Below are 13548 nucleotides of genomic sequence, written 5' to 3'. Positions count from 1 at the left end.
GCTGGCCGGGACCGTTGGCGCCATGGATGGCGCCATCGAGCCCCCAAGGATGGGTTTACGGCGTGTCCCGGCCAGCCCCTCCCCCCGCCACAACCGATATCAACAAAAGCGCCGGCAGGCGAACTAGCCGCCAGCGCTTTCATCAACTCAACCAGTCCTTGCATGCACCATCCGCCTGTTCGCCGCATGCCTGCTGCATCCGCTGCTGCAATCGCGCCAGCGTCTCCGCACCCTGGTGCTTGCCGCTCCACGCCTTCAACTCCCCGGCCAGGCGCTCGAAGCGCTGGCGGGTGCGCTGGTGGTAGCCCGACGGCTGTGCTTCCAGTTCGGCAATCAGCGAGGCAGTGGCCTGCTCGACGCGCGGCGCATCGTCCGGGGCCAGCCGCAGCAACCCTTCCACGTACAGCACGCCCCACTGCACGCGGGTGGCCGGGCCCTGTGCACCGTCGTAGGCACGCTTCAGCCACTCCAGCGCACCGGCGGTGTCGCCGCGCTGCTCGGCCAGTTCGGCCAGTTCGGGCATGTAGTAGTACGGCTGCTCGCTGCGCTTCAGCTCGGCCAGCAACAGCGCCTCGGCACCGGCGTCATCGCCCGCTTCGCGCAGGGCATATACCGCGCTGCTGATCGTGGCCTGGCGTGCATGCGCATCGGTGGCGGCGGCATCGGCCGCGGCCACGCGCTGCTTGACCCGTTCCACCAGCGCCGCCGGCAACGCGCCCTTGGGTTGCTGCTGGCGGGCCAGCGACACTTCGGTCAATGCGCGCGACAACGCATCGTCGGCGCGGTCACCGCGCTCGGCATCGGCGCGCTCCAGTGCGACCAGCAGTTGCTGGCCCAGGGTGTTGGACGTGGCCGGGCCTGTGCTGGCCTGCTTCACCAGCTTGGCGCCGGCATAACCCAGCAGCTCGCGGTTGCGGCGTACTTCGGCGGGCTGCGCCAGCGCCGCCTGCAGCAGTTCGCGCACTTCGGTGGGCGAGGCATCGGGCTTTTCGGCTGTAGCCAGAGCCAGCAGGGCGAAACGACGCTGCAGGGCAGCGTCCGGTGCGGCCTTGGACAGTTGCCGCAGCACGTCCTGGCTCCTGCGCTCGCCGGCCAGGCGGTTGGCGTCCACTTCCCAGCCGTAGTCGCCCAGCACCTGCCAGTCTTCGGCGGCCAGTCGGTCCGGTGTTGCCAGCGCGGTGGCCAAGGTGGCCGCAACAGCGCTGCGGCGGCCCGCGGCCACGGTCAGTGCCCGGGTCAGTTCGGCGGCGTCATTGCCACCGGCGACGCGGGTGATTTCGTTGCGCTGTGGGTCCAGCACGATCAGCGTGGGATAGCCGCGCACGCCGAAGCGTTCGCCCCAGGCCTGCGCGCCTTCCTCGTCGCCATCCAGGTAGACCGGCACGAACTTGCTGGTCAGTGCGATGAAGGCCGGGTCCTTGAACAGGCCGGCCTTGAGCTGGTTGCACGGTGGGCACCAGACGGCACCCCAGTACAGCAGCACCGGCTTGCCGCTGTCGGCGGCCTCGGCGAAGGCATCATCGACGTCGCCCTGGCGCCAGGCGATGGCCGTGGCCGGTGCGGGAGCCTCGGCGGAGTTGGCGGTTGGAACCGGGGCCGGGGTGCAGGCGCTCAGCGCCGAGGCCAGCAGCAACACGGAAAGCGCGACGCGCATCGGCAGCATCTCGAAGGGTAGGGTGACAGGCCATTGTAGGAACCGCCGGGGAGCCTGCTGATTCAGTTTGCTTATGACAGGCGTGCCGCAGGGCATGACGCCCGTCGGGCATTGCCGGGCGGTTGCCTTCAGGCCGCTGCCCGCACCATCTGCTGGTACACCAGCCCGTTGATCTCGCCGACCTCGCCATCCAGCACAAAGCCATAGCGCAGGTAGGCAGGCACTGCGTTGAGCGAGGCGCGCACGGTCAGGACCGGCTCGCGTACCTGCGGCAGCACGGCTTCGAGCAAGGCATGGCCGATGCCCTGGCCCTGGCAGGCGGGATCGACGAACAGCATTGCCAGGTGCCGGCCCTCCTTCAGTTCGACCACGCCGACCACGCGCGCATCCTGTTCGGCCACCAGGATGTGGTTGTCACCCTGCAGGCGCGCACCAAACGCATCGGCTGCTGCGACACTGCCGAAGGCGGCGATGCCGGCCGCGCTGAGAGACGGCGCCACTGCCTCGTTGAACGCGGCCAGGCATACCGCGCTGATCGCAGGCAGGTCATCGGCGTGGGCAGGGCGGATCCTTGGCATGCAGTGTTCTTCCTGTGGTGGGCGGCGCATCATCGTTGCCGCAGACCTGCAGGCTAAGCTGGCGGCATGAGTGAATTCAATCCCGCCCATGCTTCGTTGTTTCCTCAACAAGGACTGAGCCTGGGCCTGATGACGCCGGTTGCGGCGCATGGACTGGCCGATCCGGACGAGGCGCGGCGCATCGCACGGCTGGCCGATGATCTTGGCTTCGCCGCGCTATGGACGCGCGACGTGCCATTGATGGTGCCGCAGGGCCCGGATGCAACAGCGAGTGCGCTGGATGACCCGTTCCTGTGGCTGGGCATGCTGGCTGCAGCGACCGAGCGCATCGTGGTCGGCAGCGCAGCCATTGTGCTGCCGCTGCGGCAGCCGTTGCAGGTGGCGAAGTTGGCGCTGAGCCTGGACCGGATCAGTCGCGGGCGCTTCGTGCTCGGGCTGGGTTCGGGTGACCGCCCGGAAGAATTTGCTGCGTTCGGCGAGGATCTGGAGGGCAGGGCGGCGACGTTCCGTGAGCGCTGGACGTTGTTGCGCGCAGCACTGTCACCGGAGGCCGATGAGCGGACCGCCGTACTGCAGGCGACCGGCGGCTTCGACGTGCTGCCGGCGCCGGCAACGCGCATTCCGATGCTGGTGGTGGGTACTGCGCGACAGAGCCTGCAATGGATCGCGCGTGAGGCCGAAGGTTGGGCCACCTATCACCGCGAGGAGGTTGCGCAGGAAGGACGCATCGGCCTATGGCAGCAGGCGCTGGTGCAGCGCGGCGGGGCAGGCAAGCCGTTCGTGCAGTCGATGCAGCTGGACCTGCAGGCGGATCCGCAGGCGCCCGCCGAGCCATTGCCGCTGGGCCTGAAGGTCGGCCGCGATGGTCTGCGTGACTACCTGCTGCGCGTGCATGCGCAGGGCGTGGCACATGTGATGTTCAACCTGGTCGACAACGGGCGGGCGATGGACGCCGTGCTGCGCGAGATCGGCGAGCAGGTTCTGCCGGATGTGCTCCGGTAGGTGTCCACCTTGGTGGACACGTTCCAGCAGTCGAGCACGGCTCGACTCTACATGGGGTTCGCATCTGCGTATCATTCGCATTTGATATCCCGATGACGGAGCTCCGCGTGACCCAACGTTCCCCCATGCACCCGACTGGACGCCTGTTCGCGGCGGTCGCTTTCATCGAGGCCGTGACCTGGGCCGGCCTGCTCATCGGCATGTGGATGAAGTACGGCCCGATGGCCAACGTTGCGCTGGTCAAGCTGTTCGGCCCCCTGCACGGCGTGGCGTTCCTGGTCTACGTGGCGGTGACGCTGTTCGCGGCAGTACGCCTGCGTTGGCCGTGGTGGGCCAGTGCCCTGGCCCTGCTGGCGGCGATCCCGCCGCTGGTGACGCTGCCGCTGGAGTGGTGGTTCAAGCGCCGTGGTCTGCTGGGCCTGCGTGCAATGCGCTGAACCCACTGTTGCATGCCCATTCAAGAGAATGGGTATCAAATGCAAATACGAGCCGTTATCATTTAAGGATGGCATCGGGCCCTGAGCAGGACCGGTGCCGGGCGGGGGCGTACAGACGCGCCCGGCCATCCTTTCCTGTTACGGCTGGTGTTTCATGCACGCACGTCCCGTCGTTCCCGGCTTGCCGGCGCTGGTGTTGGCTGCCCTGATCGGCACCATGGCGATGATGTCCTTCGTCGCCGTGATCGGCCCGGTGGTCCGCATGCTCGGTTTGTCCGAGTGGCATGCCGGCCTGTCGGTCACCGCCGCCGGTGTGTTGTGGATGCTGGCCGCGCGCCCCTGGGGCCAGCTCAGCGACCGCATCGGCCGCAAGCGCGTGCTGATGCTGGCGATGAGTGCCTACACCGTGGTCTACATCGCGCTGGCGGTGTTCATCGACGTGGCCCTGCAGGCGGTGCCGCCTGTGTTGGTATCGGTGCTGGTGCTGGTCGGTGCGCGTGGCCTGATCGGCCTGTTCTACGCCGCGGTGCCTCCTACCGCTGCCGCGCTGATCGCCGACAAGGCACCGACCGGCCAACGTGCGAAATTCCTCGCTCGCCTGGGCAGCGCCAACGCGCTGGGCATGGTGCTTGGCCCGGCCGCCGCTGGCTGGCTGGCCTATACGAATCTGTCGCTGGCGCTGTATGTGGCCGCATTGTTGCCGCTGCTTGCGCTGGCATTGCTGGCGTGGCGGTTGCCGGCCACACCGCCGGTGGAGAGCGCTTCTGCGCAACGCCGCCAGCCGATGAGCCGTCTCGACCCGCGCCTGCGCCTGCCACAGCTGGCGGCGTTCATCGCCATGGTCTCGGTGACCATCGCGCAGGTGACGGTCGGCTTCTTCGCGATCGACCGCCTCGGCCTGGATGCAGCGGCGGGCGCGCGCATGGCCGGCATTGCACTCACGGCGGTCGGCGTCGGCCTGATCCTGGCGCAGGCGCTGGTGATGAAGCTGGAGGTGCATCCGCGGCGCTGGATCATCCTGGGTGCGTTGATTTCCGGCATCGGTTTCGCTTCGGTGGCGGGCGTGCAGCAGGCCTGGCAGTTGCCGGCGGCGTACGCGTTGGCCGCGTTCGGCATGGGCTTCGTATTCCCCTCGTTCCAGGCGCTGGCCGCCGATGCGGTGGAGGCGCACGAGCAGGGCGCCGCGGCCGGCACGGTGGCGGCCGCACAGGGGCTGGGCATGGTGGCCGGGCCGATGCTCGGCACGCTGTTGTATCGCGGCGGGCCAAGCCTGCCTTACCTGCTGGTCGGCGCGCTGTTGCTGTTGCTGTGCGCGCTGGCTGCAGCGCATCGGATGAAGGAGACCCCATGAACGATTCCCTGATGCAGGGCGCGTGGCCGGAGGCTGCGTCGGCCGCGCCGGAAAACACCGATGACGCGTCGCTGTTCCTGCTGCAGCATGCTGGCCAGCACGTGCACGCACGTGGTTGCCGGGCGACGCTGCCGAGTGGCGCGCTGGCGACCCTGGCTGAGCGTGTTGCGGAATTCTTTGCCCAGCAGCGCGGCGGTCCGGGCCTGCTGGTGGGTGCGGTGCCGTTCGAACCGCGAGCCGACGATGCGTTGTACCAGCCCGAGCGCCTGCTGCCGGCGCTGCCGTTGCAGCCGCAGGCGGCACCGGCGCTGCAGGGCGCGCTGCAGGCGGAGCCCGCAGCGCAGGACTATGCCGCCGCGGTTGCCGCGGCAGTGACGGCGCTGCGCGCGCCCGATCAGGATCTGCATAAGGTAGTGCTCGCGCGCAGCCTGTTGGCACGCACCCGCGCGGCGTTGTCTCCGGAGGTGCTGCTGGCGCGGTTGGGCGCGGATCCCTCGGTGGCCACCTATGCGGTGCCGCTGCCGGTGGAACTGGGGCAGGCACCGGCCTGGCTGGTCGGCGCAACACCGGAGCTGCTGCTGCGCAAGCGCGGCGTGCAGCTGCTGTCGCATCCGCTGGCCGGGTCCGCACGCCGCAGCGCCGATGCCATCGAGGACGAGCGTGCCGCGCAGGCATTGCTGGCTTCAACCAAGGACCATGACGAGCACCGCCATGTGGTGGACGCCATCGTCGATGGCCTGGCGCCGTACTGCAGCCACATCGATGCGCAGCCGCGCCCGGCCTTGCACGCGACCGCCAGCATGTGGCACCTGGGCACCCGCATCCATGCCACCCTGAAGGATCCGCAGACATCGGCGGCCGAGCTGTTGGCACAGCTGCATCCCACGCCAGCAGTCTGCGGTACGCCGCGGTTGGCGGCGCTGCAGCGCATCCGCGAGCTGGAACCTGTACCGCGTGGCTTCTATGCCGGCGCGGTCGGCTGGCTGGATGCGCAAGGGGATGGCGACTGGTACGTGGCGATCCGCTGCGCACGCCTGCAGGGCACGCAGCTGCGCCTGTACGCTGGCGCCGGCATCGTCGCCGAGTCGCAGCCCGAGGCCGAGGTCGCCGAAACCGCAGCGAAGTTCGCTGCCCTGTTGAACGCGCTGGGTGTCCATGAATCCGCGCCCGTCATCGAGCCTGCCGCATGACCACCTCCACGGATTCCTCCCGCCTGCCACTGCAGCAGGTATGGCCCGATGCGCTGATGGCGCGCTATCGCGAGGCGGGCCACTGGCGTGGCGAGACCTTCCCGGCGTTCCTGCGCGAGCGCGCGGAATGCTATGCGGATGACATCGCGGTGGTCGCTGGTGATGTCCGCCTGAGCTACGCGCAGCTGTGGCACGAAGCCGGACGCATCGGCGCGGGCCTGCTGGCACTCGGCCTGCAGCCGGGTGAGCGGGTGCTGGTGCAGCTGGGCAACACTGCCGGGTTCATCACCACCGTATGCGGACTGTTCCGTGCGGGCCTGGTGCCGGTATACGCGTTGCCGGCGCATCGCATCACCGAACTGGTGCACTTCGCCAACAAGGCCGAGGCCAGTGCCTACATCACTGCCGACCTGCACGATGGCTTTGATCATCGCGGGCTGGCGCGGGCGCTGCAGGCCGAGGTGCCGGCGCTGCGCCACGTGGTCATCGACGGCGATGCGGCGGAGTTCACCGCGCTGGAGGCGCTGCAGGGCGATCGCAGCGAGCTGCCGGCCGACCCGGACCCGCAGTCGGTGGCGTTCCTGCAGATCTCCGGTGGCAGCACCGGCCTGTCCAAGCTGATCCCGCGCACGCACGACGACTACATCTACTCGTTCCGCGCCAGCAATGACCTCTGCGGCATCGACCGCGACAGCGTCTACCTGGTCGCGCTGCCGGCCGCGCACAACTTCCCGATGAGTTCGCCCGGCTTCTTCGGTGCGCTGTATGCCGGCGCCCGCGTGGTGCTCAGCCCCGGTCCCGGCCCGGATGCGGCCTTCCCGCTGATCGCCCGCGAACAGGTGACCTGCTGCGGACTGGTGCCGCCGCTGGCGCTGCTGTGGGCGCAGGCGGCGGCTACGAGCAAGCACGACCTGTCCAGCCTGCAGGTGCTGCAGGTGGGCGGCGCCAAGCTGGTACCGGAAGCCGCACGGCGCGTGATCGACGGCCTGGGCTGCACCCTGCAGCAGGTGTTCGGCATGGCCGAAGGCCTGGTCAACTACACCCGGCTGGATGATCCGGAGGAACTGATCGTGGCCAGCCAGGGCCGGCCGATCAGCCCGGACGACGAAGTGCGCGTGGTCGATGACCACGACCAGCCGGTGGCTGAGGGTGAAGTGGGCCATCTGCTGACCCGCGGCCCGTACACCATCCGTGGCTATCACAACGATGCGGTGGCCAACGCGCGTTCGTTCACCGACGACGGTTTCTACCGAACCGGTGACCGCGTGCAGCAGCTGGCCGGTGGCTATCTGGTGGTGCAGGGCCGCGCCGGTGACCACATCAACCGGGCGGGCGAGAAAATCTCCGCCGAGGAGATTGAAGATCACCTGCTGGCCCACCCTGGTGTGTTCGACGCGGCCGTGGTCTCCATTCCCGACGAGTATCTCGGTGAGCGCAGCTGCGCGTTCGTGATCCAGCAGGGGGAGCCGATCAAGGCGCCGGCACTGAAGGCCTGGATGCGTACCCGCGGCCTGGCCGCCTTCAAGGTGCCGGACCAGGTCGTGTTCGTCGACAGTTTCGATACCACTGCGGTCGGCAAGATCAGCCGCCGCGAACTGCGTGCGCAGCTGCGTGCGCGTCATCTGCAACAGACAGGAGGAACGCGCTGATGGCGCTGCCCCGTATCACCAACTATCCCTTGCCGACCGCTGCCGAACTGCCGCAGGCGCGTGGCCCCTGGCGCCCGCAGCGTGATCGTGTCGCACTGCTGGTGCACGACATGCAGCGCTACTTCCTGGCCGCATTCGATGCCGGGAACGCACCGCTGCGGCTGGCGGTGGACAACATCGCGCGCCTGCTGGCGCATTGCCGCGCGCAGGGTATTCCGGTGTTCTACACCGCCCAGCATGGCGATCAGGACCGCCGTGACCGCGGCCTGCAGGCTGACCTGTGGGGGCCGGGCATGCGCCGCAGTGCCGACCATGAGCCGATCATCGAGGCACTGGCACCGCAGCCGGGCGAGCATGTGCTGGTGAAGCACCGCTACAGCGCGTTCCAGCGCAGCAACCTGGAAACGCTGATGCGGGTGCGCGGCCGTGACCAGTTGCTGGTGACTGGCGTGTACGCCCATATCGGCTGCACCGCGACCGTGGTGGAGGCGTTCCAGCGCGATATCGAGGCGTTCATCGCAGCCGATGCGGTGGCGGACTTTTCGCGTGCCGATCACGATCAGGCGCTGCACTGGATCGCGCGCACCTGTGGCGTACCGATGACCACCGATCAGCTGCTGGAGGTGCTGTGATGGCTGCCACGGGTGATGCGCTGGATCTGGAGCGGATGCGTGCCGACGTTGCGCGCGTGCTGGAGTGCACGCCGGCCGAGATCGGTGACGACGACAACCTGATCGACCTGGATCTGGACTCGATGCGCATGCTCGGCCTGGTCCTGGCCTGGGGCAACACCGGGTTGCCGCTGGAGTTCTCGCAGTTGGCCGAACACACCACGTTGCGCCAGTGGTGGGGGGTGGTGCAGAAGCTGCAGGCCGCGCAGAACGCATGAACGTCGCTGTGCTGGCCACGCCGGTGGCACTGACCGAGGCCCAGGCCGGACTGTGGTTCGCGCAGCGGCTGGCACCGGACAATCCGTCATTCAATACCGCACATGCGGTGTGGATCGACGGTCCGCTGGATGTGGCCGCGTTCGTCGCTGCGGCGGACCAGGCTGCGGGCGAGGCGCAGGCCTTTGCACTGCGCTTTGCCGAAGGGGCCGACGGCCAGCCGTTGCAGTGGCATGACCCGTCGCACGTGCCGCTGCTGTCGGTGCGCGATCTATCCGGCGAGACAGACCCGGCATCGACGGCGCGTGCCCTGATGCAGGCCGACCGGCTCAGCGCGGTCGATCCGACCCGCGACCGCATAAGCCAGCAGGTGTTGTTCGATCTGGGTGGCCAGCGCTGGGTCTGGTACCTGCGCGTGCATCATCTGGCCGCGGATGGTTACGGCATGGCGCTGTTTACTGATCGCGTGTGCGCCTTGTATGCCGGTCGTGCGGGTGAGGCACTGCCGGGGCTGGCGGGCGTGCTGGCCGATGATGCCGCCTATCGTGCCGACCCGCGCCGCACGCAAGCCGGGCAGTGGTGGCGCGAACAGATGCAGGGCGCGCCGGCGGGCGCGGGCCTGGCCGGTACGCTCGCGGCCAGTGACGACGCGCTGCGCTGGGTGCAGCCGCTCGATGCTGCATTCCGTGAGCAGCTGCTGCAGGCATCGGTGCGTTGGCTGCAGCCCTGGCCGGATGTGCTGGCCGCGTTGTCGGCCGAGTACCTGCGGCGGATGAGCGCCGCCGATGAAGTGGTGCTGGGGGTGCCCTACATGGGGCGGCTCGGCAACGCATCGGCGCGGGTGCCGGCGATGGTGATGAATGTGCTGCCGCTGCGGGTGGCGGCCGGCGAGGGCAGTGCCGAGGCGTTTACCCGGGCATTGGGCCGGCAGCTCAGCCAGGGCCGCAAGCACGGCCGCTACCGTGGCGAGCAGTTGCGCCGCGACCTGGGCCTGGTGGGCGCGCAGCAGCGCCTGCACGGTCCGCTGGTGAATGTGCAGCCGTTCTACAAGCCACTGGCACTGAACGGCGTGCGGGCGACGCTGGAAGTGCTGTGCACCGGGCCGGTGGATGATCTGACGCTGGGCTTCCGTGGCGACGGCCAGCACCTGCTGGATCTGGAGATCGAGGCCAATCCCGCGTTGTACAGTCGCGACGATGTGGAGGCGCACGCGACGCGGTTGCTGCATTTCGTGTCGGCGGCGCTGGAGGCCGAAGACATCGCGGCGGTGCCGCTGGCCACCGTCGCAGAAGCGCAGCAGGTGGTGCATGGTTTCAATGCCACCGCGCATGCGCTGCCACAGACTACGTTGGTTGAACTGCTGCAGCAGGGCATGGACCGTGATCCGCACGCGCCTGCGCTGGTGTTCGGCGACACCACGCTGGACTACGCAACGCTGGAAGCGCGGAGTTTCGCGCTGGCGGCACAACTGCGCGCGATGGCGGTCGGTCCGGGCAGTGTGGTGGCGGTGGCATTGCCGCGCTCGCTGGAACTGGTGATCGCGCTGGTGGCGGTGCTGCGTGCGGGTGCCGCTTACCTGCCGCTGGACCTTGCCCATCCCGATGAGCGCCTCGCGCGCATTCTCGCCTCGGCGCAGCCGGCGTGCGTACTGGCTGCGGCAGAGGTATCGGCGCGCATGGACGGTGTGCCGGTGCTTGCCCCCGATCAATGGACCGCGCTGAGTTTCGCAGCACCGTGGGCCGATCCGGCGCCCAGCGATGCAGCCTATGTGATCTACACCTCCGGTTCGACCGGCGAGCCGAAGGGCGTCGTCATCGAGCACCGCGCCATCGTCAACCGCCTGCTGTGGATGCGCGAGCACTACGGCATCCGTTCCGATGACCGTGTTCTGCAGAAGACCCCGGCCACGTTCGATGTTTCGGTCTGGGAATTCTTCCTGCCGCTGCTGTGCGGCGCGACGCTGGTGGTGGCGGGTCCGGACGCGCATCGTGATCCGACCGAGCTGGCACGGCTTGTGCGTGCCCACGACATCACCACCGCACATTTCGTGCCGTCGATGCTCGACGCGTTCCTTGCCGCGCCTGCCTCCGAAGGCCTGCAGCTGCGCCGCGTGTTCACCAGTGGCGAGGCGCTGGACGCATCGCTGCGTGATCGTTTCCATGGGCGCGTGCAGGCCGAACTGCACAACCTGTATGGCCCGACCGAAGCGGCAGTGGACGTGAGCTACTGGCCGGCTTGGGCGCAGGACCGCTCACGGCCGGTACCGATCGGCTTCCCGGTCTGGAACACCCGCCTGTACGTGCTGGATGCGCGGATGCAGCCGCTGCCGGTGGGCGTGCCGGGCGACCTGTATCTGGGCGGCGTGCAGCTGGCACGCGGCTATCTTGGCCGCGATGACCTGACCGCCGAACGCTTCCTGGCCGATCCCTTCCTGCCAGGGGAGCGCATCTACCGTACTGGCGACGTGGCGCGCTGGCGCAGTGACGGCGCAGTCGAATACCTGGGCCGCAGCGACCACCAGGTGAAGCTGCGCGGCCTGCGCATCGAGCTGGGCGAGATCGAGGCGGCACTGCGTATGCTGCCGGGCATGGAGCGGGTGGAGGTGCTGCTGCGCCAGGATGCACCCGGTGATGCCCGGCTGGTGGCCTATGTGCCAGCGGCGCTTGCCGATGCCGTGATGCTGCGCAGCCACCTGGCCGCGCACGTGCCGGACTACATGGTGCCGTCGGCGTTCGTTGGCGTGGATCAGTGGCCGGTGACCGCCAACGGCAAGCTCGACCGCACCGCCTTGCCGAAGCCGCCGCAGAGCGAGATTGCCGGACTGGCGCCGCGCACGCCGCTGGAACAGGAACTGGCAGTGCTGTTCGCACAGGCGCTGGGCCGCGAGGCAGCGGTGGCAGTGGATGCGGACTTCTTCAGTCTCGGCGGCGACTCGCTGTCCGCGGTGCACCTGCTGCTGGCCATCGAACAACGCTGGCGCTGTGACCTCGGCCTCGGTGCCTTGTTCGCGCAGCCGACCGTGGCCGCGTTGGCGACGCGCATTGCCGAGCCGCCGGCGCTGGCCGACCACGCGTTGGGCCCGGTGATCTCGTTGGCTGCCACTGATGCTGACAGGCCCACTCCGTTGTTCGTGCTGCACCCGGCCGGTGGCATCGCCTGGAACTACCGGACGCTGGCGCGCGCCCTGCAGCCGGCACGCCCGGTGTATGGCCTGCAGTCGCCCGCGCTGGATCCGAAGCAGCCGTTGCCATCCAGCATCGAAGCCATGGCCAATGACTACGTGCAGCGGGTGGTCACGCTGCAACCCAAGGGACCGGTGCATCTGCTGGGCTGGTCGGTGGGCGGCATCCTCGCGCAGGCAATGGCGGTGCGCCTGCATGAGATCGGGCGCGAAGTCGGCGAACTGGTGCTGCTCGACGCCTATCCCAGCGAATGCTGGCGGGCCGAGCCGGAACCCGATGCCATCGCCGCACTGCGTGCGCTGCTGGCGATTGCCGGCCATGACCCGGATGCACATCCGGAGCTGGACAGCCGTGAACGCATTCTCGGCTTCCTGCGTCGCGGTGGTAGTGCGCTCGGCAGCCTGCCGGATGTAGTGCTCGATGGCGTGGTGCGTGCGGTGACCGGCACCAACCGGTTGATCCGCGAGCACATCCACCAACCGTTCGACGGCACGCTGGTGCACGTGCGCGCTGGCCGGGATCATCAGGCGCGGCCGCAGCTGCAGTCGGCACTGTGGCGCACGCACGCGCGCAAGGTGCAGGCGCTGGAACTGCCGTTCCTGCATGCCGAGCTGACCGGCCGCGATGCGGTGGCGCAGCTGGCACCGTGGTTGTCGGCGCGCCTGCGCCACTGGGATGAGCAACAGGAGATCGCAACATGCAGTTGACCGGCTTTGAAGGTCGCGTGGCACTGGTGACCGGTGCCGCCGGCGGCATCGGCGAGGCACTGGTACGGCTGTTGGCCGAGGCCGGCTGCACTGTGGTGGCAACCGACCGCGAGGCGCCTGTGGTAGTGGATGCACGTGTGCAGGCGTTTGCGCTCGACGTGACCGACAGCGCAGCGGTGGACGCCCTGGTGGATCGTGTGGAAGCCAGCATTGGGCCGATCGGTCTCGCCGCCAGCGTGGCGGGCGTCCTGCATGTGGGAGCTGTTACGGAGACCACCGATACCGATTGGCGCCGGGTATTCGCGGTCAATGCCGATGGTGTGTTCCATGTCGGGCGTGCGCTGGCGCGGGTGATGTCACCGCGAGGTCAGGGTGCGATCGTCACCGTCAGTTCGAATGCCGCCGGCGTGCCGCGGCACGGCATGGCCGCCTACGCCGCGTCCAAGGCTGCTGCCACGATGTTCACCCGCTGCCTCGGGCTGGAACTGGCGCCGCTGGGCATCCGCTGCAACATCGTCGCCCCGGGTTCAACGCTGACCCCGATGCAGACCGGCATGTGGCAGGACGCGCATGGCGCAGAGCGGGTGATCGCCGGCAGCCTGGAGACGTACAAGGCCGGCATCCCGCTGCGCAAGCTGGCCACCCCGGAAGACATCGCTCATTCGGTGATGTTCCTGCTCTCCGAGCAGGCCGGGCACGTGGCGATGAGTGACCTGTACGTGGACGGCGGCGCCACCCTGCGCGGGTGAGTCCTGCATATTCCGACCACCTGCCGGCAACCCATGGCCCCCGGTAGTGCCGGCCGCTGGCCGGCAACCCATAGTTCCCGGTAGTGCCGGCCGCTGGCCGGCAACCTCATTCAACTTCAGACATCTCCGAACATTCATCGAGGCATGGCCTGACGTTCAACG

At 68.7% G+C, this 13548-nt stretch carries 11 protein-coding genes; 9 read left to right on the top strand and 2 right to left on the bottom strand.

What is annotated here, in order from left to right; all coding sequences use genetic code 11:
* Nucleotides 1–142 precede the first annotated feature (142 nt).
* Together D5301_RS09875 and D5301_RS09870 are read right to left on the bottom strand one after the other, a co-directional pair.
* Nucleotides 143–1663, bottom strand: a complete 1521-nt coding sequence (locus D5301_RS09875) for a thioredoxin family protein (RefSeq protein ID WP_153855535.1) — start codon at nt 1661–1663, stop codon at nt 143–145.
* 119 nt (nt 1664–1782) lie between these two features.
* The gene (locus D5301_RS09870; protein WP_153855534.1) at nt 1783–2232 is read right to left on the bottom strand and encodes a GNAT family N-acetyltransferase; all 450 of its coding nucleotides are present in this window, start codon (nt 2230–2232) and stop codon (nt 1783–1785) included.
* Between the two features lie 66 nt (nt 2233–2298).
* Between D5301_RS09870 and D5301_RS09865 the strand changes: the two genes are divergently transcribed.
* From D5301_RS09865 to D5301_RS09825, 9 genes are all read left to right on the top strand, one after another.
* Nucleotides 2299–3234: a TIGR03571 family LLM class oxidoreductase gene (locus D5301_RS09865; RefSeq protein ID WP_153855533.1), complete on the top strand. Its 936-nt coding sequence runs from the start codon at nt 2299–2301 to the stop codon at nt 3232–3234.
* 125 nt (nt 3235–3359) lie between these two features.
* The gene (locus tag D5301_RS09860) at nt 3360–3671 is read left to right on the top strand and encodes a DUF3817 domain-containing protein (RefSeq protein WP_032129991.1); all 312 of its coding nucleotides are present in this window, start codon (nt 3360–3362) and stop codon (nt 3669–3671) included.
* 154 nt (nt 3672–3825) lie between these two features.
* On the top strand, nt 3826–5022 hold the full coding sequence (locus D5301_RS09855; protein WP_153855532.1) for an MFS transporter: 1197 nt from the start codon (nt 3826–3828) through the stop codon (nt 5020–5022).
* Complete coding sequence (locus D5301_RS09850; RefSeq protein ID WP_153855531.1) at nt 5019–6212, top strand: isochorismate synthase; 1194 nt, start codon at nt 5019–5021, stop codon at nt 6210–6212. Before D5301_RS09855 ends, D5301_RS09850 begins: the two co-directional genes overlap by 4 nt.
* Nucleotides 6209–7861: an AMP-binding protein gene (locus tag D5301_RS09845; protein ID WP_153855530.1), complete on the top strand. Its 1653-nt coding sequence runs from the start codon at nt 6209–6211 to the stop codon at nt 7859–7861. The genes D5301_RS09850 and D5301_RS09845 overlap by 4 nt, the downstream gene beginning before the upstream one ends.
* Nucleotides 7861–8493, top strand: a complete 633-nt coding sequence (locus D5301_RS09840; RefSeq protein ID WP_153855529.1) for an isochorismatase family protein — start codon at nt 7861–7863, stop codon at nt 8491–8493. The genes D5301_RS09845 and D5301_RS09840 overlap by 1 nt, the downstream gene beginning before the upstream one ends.
* Nucleotides 8493–8750 (top strand): phosphopantetheine-binding protein, encoded by a 258-nt coding sequence (locus tag D5301_RS09835; protein WP_049462779.1) that lies wholly within the window; start codon nt 8493–8495, stop codon nt 8748–8750. Before D5301_RS09840 ends, D5301_RS09835 begins: the two co-directional genes overlap by 1 nt.
* Nucleotides 8747–12637: an enterobactin synthase subunit F gene (locus tag D5301_RS09830; protein ID WP_153855528.1), complete on the top strand. Its 3891-nt coding sequence runs from the start codon at nt 8747–8749 to the stop codon at nt 12635–12637. The genes D5301_RS09835 and D5301_RS09830 overlap by 4 nt, the downstream gene beginning before the upstream one ends.
* Nucleotides 12628–13386, top strand: a complete 759-nt coding sequence (locus tag D5301_RS09825) for a 2,3-dihydro-2,3-dihydroxybenzoate dehydrogenase (protein ID WP_153855527.1) — start codon at nt 12628–12630, stop codon at nt 13384–13386. Before D5301_RS09830 ends, D5301_RS09825 begins: the two co-directional genes overlap by 10 nt.
* Nucleotides 13387–13548: the final 162 nt, after the last annotated feature.

Origin of the sequence: Stenotrophomonas sp. MH181796 (genome assembly GCF_009659995.1) — a bacterium.
Classification (GTDB): Bacteria; Pseudomonadota; Gammaproteobacteria; order Xanthomonadales; family Xanthomonadaceae; genus Stenotrophomonas; species Stenotrophomonas riyadhensis.
The sequence above is the reverse complement of the archived record's forward strand: the minus strand, read 5'-3'. Positions and strand labels throughout refer to the sequence as shown.